We start from the raw sequence: 3,128 nt of genomic DNA, 5'->3' as shown, positions 1-3,128 counted from the left end.
CCGATTCAAATTCGGTTTACCTAGTGGTTTTATTGTACCAAAGGATGTGATAGAAAAAAAGGGAAACTTGAGTTATCCACAATTTAAAAAGTCAAAAACAGAAATTCGGTTCATTTCGACTCAAAAAAGAGGGAGATCAACTGGTAAAAATTAACAACTGTGGATAAGGGGTTTTCCTATGATCAAAGAGGAAGAGATATAAATTTACTCTTCATGGCTGAATGAAGTGCGGTTCGTTTTTTGTTTTTTGTTTGTATCCTTATAATAGACATTTACTAGTCTTTTGCGAGTTGCTTTGTTTACAACCATTTTTATTCCTCCCCTAATAGAGTTTTTATACAAACAAAAATCGCCTCATAGGTTTATATGCCTTGAGACGATCTTGAATGTATAACATTCAATTTTTTAAACTTTGTTTAAACGGTTTTTTTAAACAATTGCTCATAAATATCAATCACTTGTTTTGCTTCCGCTTCAGAAACTTGAGTGAGGTTGTTTTTCTCACGGTTAACTGTCCGTTTTCAGCTAGAGCTGCTCGCTTACCAATTACGTTCCAAAGGTCCGACGACCAACCTTTTGCGATGACTGTCCAATTTCCCGGTTCATCCTCGACGACTAATATCTTGTTTGACCAACGCTTCTCGATTCCGTAAACGCGACGATTATGTTCAATTATTTTTATCCCCTCTTTATTGCTAAACATTTTATATTCTCCGCTTTCGGTTATATAGTGAGAAATATAAATGGTGCTCCAATGAATAAAGGTGATGGGGTAAAAACTGCATAATCGTCTCCATTTGTTCGACGGTGTTAATACTTACGAATTCAGATAAGTCATCTTTGGTTTCGTAAGGAACACCTAATCTTTTGAGTCCCTCTTGTCATTCTTCTTTTATTTTTGACGTTTTCATTCTTATGTTGTACATCAAAGAGAAGTCATCAAAAATTTGTTCAAGAAGTCTAGCATTGTTGATTTTTAACGATACATTTTGACGTATTCAAGAGGTGTAAAGTAGCGTGAATCAGACCACCCTACTGCTCGTTGAAGCATACCTCCTGCAACGCTGCCGATTCGTTCACCAATCAGCGTCCACATTTTTTCTTCTTTCCCGATGGAAATGATGTTCCAATCTCTGCTTCTTAACCCGTCATGATCGTAAACGTTGCTGTCTCCCAGCTTGTTGACGAAAATGAGAAGGTCGTTGTGGCGATAGAATACACGGTTGTATTCTAACGTAAAGCCCATACTTATCACTCTCCTTAAAAAGTTTTTATAAGATAAAAAAACGCCCTAAAGAGAGATGAGGGCAAAAAAGCCCTTCAATCACTCAATAGAGCGTTTTATATCTTTGAATTCACTCTCTCCCGCTTGGGTGAGAATCCTTAAAAAAATAAGTAATACAGATTAATAGTACCATAATTACAGAAATTTTAAATACTTTCAGGTAAAAATCTAGGAATAACTGCTTCAATGTGAAAAAAGTCCATAGACTCTAGTGTAATATGGTTACCTAATACATCTAAAAGTTCATTAAAAAGGGGTTCCTTTACAGTTTCGAATTGTGCTAGTTCGTAAAGCACACAAAAGTAATGAATATTTCGCCCTTTTCGAAGTTGTAATAATCGTTTTGCTTCCAGCAATAGTTCTTTCTGTTTCTGTTTATCCTTGTTCATCTTTTTTAAATATAACGCGTGCAAGAAATACACTTTGTAACGGCACTGAAGAGAAGGATATTTTTGGTGATAGCGATAAGCGATTTCGATGTGATTTTCTACCAAAAAGTATCGTTCGTGTTTGAGTGAAATGCCTATTACTGAGTTTACCAGCTCAGCCAAGTGTTCTTGGGTTTGTGGCTCAGTTATTTCGGCGTCTAATAACTGATATTTCATAAAGCGGTTTGTAAGCTCTAAGTGCTTCTCAAATGCTTCATTCGACCAATCGGTGAAATATAGGGAAGCTAACGATGAACGTAAAAATGTGTCAACGTCATGAGTTTCTAATATTTTTGGTCGTAGCTCGGAAATACTTTTTAAGCCGTCACGTATATGACCATGAAATATTTGAAGCAGTGCTCTAAGATAAGCTGGTTTTGCATCATCTCTATTCTCATGTTTTCTATAAATGGATAAATATTTTACTGATTCTGAAATGTTTCCTAAATGTAATGAAAGAATTGCCAAATTATAATAGGTGTCGGGTCTAACCGGCAATCTATTATCTGTCAATTCGGACTGTGAAAGTTTAAGGTGTTCTATTGCTTTAGTGATTTTTCCATTTTCATATAGGATTTCGCCTAAAATATGTAAAGTTTTTGCTCGATAAACGATGTCTTTTTCAGTAGATACAGGTGTTTCAAAAAGGCGCTTAAAGTACGAGGAAGCGGTTTCGGTTGATTGATTATGGCGATGGATAATTCCTTTTAAGAAGTAAAACTTAATCAAGTTCGACCTATTGTTTAAATATTCTTGAAACTTACTTTCGATTATGTTTAGTTGTTCGTCTGCTATTGTTTATGGCACTATAAAAATGTAAGGAATGGCATTCAATTTATGTAGGTCCCTTGGGCCTACATAAATGAAAAAACCACTTGCCAACATTCCAAATTAAAAATACACTTCCTGTTGGGATAATAAAGCAGGAGGTATTAAGGAGATGTTGGCAGTGGCCGAGATTCATTATATCAGACATGAAACTATCAAAAAAGATAAAAGTTATGCAGAAGTCGCAAGAAGAATGGGAAGAGATCCAAGAACAGTTAAAAAGTATGCGGAGAAGGAGGATTTTAATCCGGAAGTTAAACCGAAACAAAACAGACCTTCACCCGTCATGGATCCAGTGAAACATATTGTGGATGAATGGTTACTAGAAGACCTTAATCAAAAGAAAAAATTCCGTAGAACAGCCAAAAGAATTTGGGAACAGTTGAAAGAAAAATTTGATTTTCAAGGTTCAGATCGAACCGTTCGCAACTATATTGCCAAACGAAAGGCAGAATTGTTGAATGAAGCAAATGATGCAGCTCTGCCACTTGAACATAAGCCAGGGACTGCTGTGAGCGTCAAGTAAAATGTTACAGTTTTTGATAAATTATTTTTTACGCTTTTGATGATTCAAAAATAGAAGTTCT

General features: G+C 35.6%; 4 protein-coding genes. 1 reads left to right on the top strand and 3 read right to left on the bottom strand.

Going from position 1 to position 3,128, the window contains the following annotated elements:
* Positions 1-454: 454 nt before the first annotated feature.
* From ABU914_RS15245 to ABU914_RS15235, 3 genes are all read right to left on the bottom strand, one after another.
* Entirely contained in the window at positions 455-703 is a 249-nt protein-coding gene (locus tag ABU914_RS15245; protein ID WP_379670547.1) for a hypothetical protein, read from the bottom strand.
* Between the two features lie 273 nt (positions 704-976).
* A complete protein-coding gene (locus tag ABU914_RS15240; RefSeq protein ID WP_379670546.1) occupies positions 977-1,246 on the bottom strand; it encodes a hypothetical protein in 270 nt (89 codons plus the stop codon).
* Between the two features lie 185 nt (positions 1,247-1,431).
* Positions 1,432-2,442 (bottom strand): hypothetical protein, encoded by a 1,011-nt coding sequence (locus tag ABU914_RS15235; RefSeq protein ID WP_379670545.1) that lies wholly within the window; start codon positions 2,440-2,442, stop codon positions 1,432-1,434.
* A 211-nt stretch (positions 2,443-2,653) separates the two neighbouring features.
* On the opposite strand from ABU914_RS15235, the gene ABU914_RS15230 reads away from it, so the two are divergent.
* Positions 2,654-3,067: a hypothetical protein gene (locus tag ABU914_RS15230; RefSeq protein WP_483880158.1), complete on the top strand. Its 414-nt coding sequence runs from the start codon at positions 2,654-2,656 to the stop codon at positions 3,065-3,067.
* The last annotated feature ends 61 nt before the right edge of the window (positions 3,068-3,128 follow it).

Source organism: Pueribacillus sp. YX66, from assembly GCF_041725775.1.
In the GTDB taxonomy this organism is placed as follows: Bacteria; Bacillota; Bacilli; order Bacillales; family UBA6769; genus Pueribacillus.
This window is presented reverse-complemented; position numbering and strand designations above follow the sequence as displayed.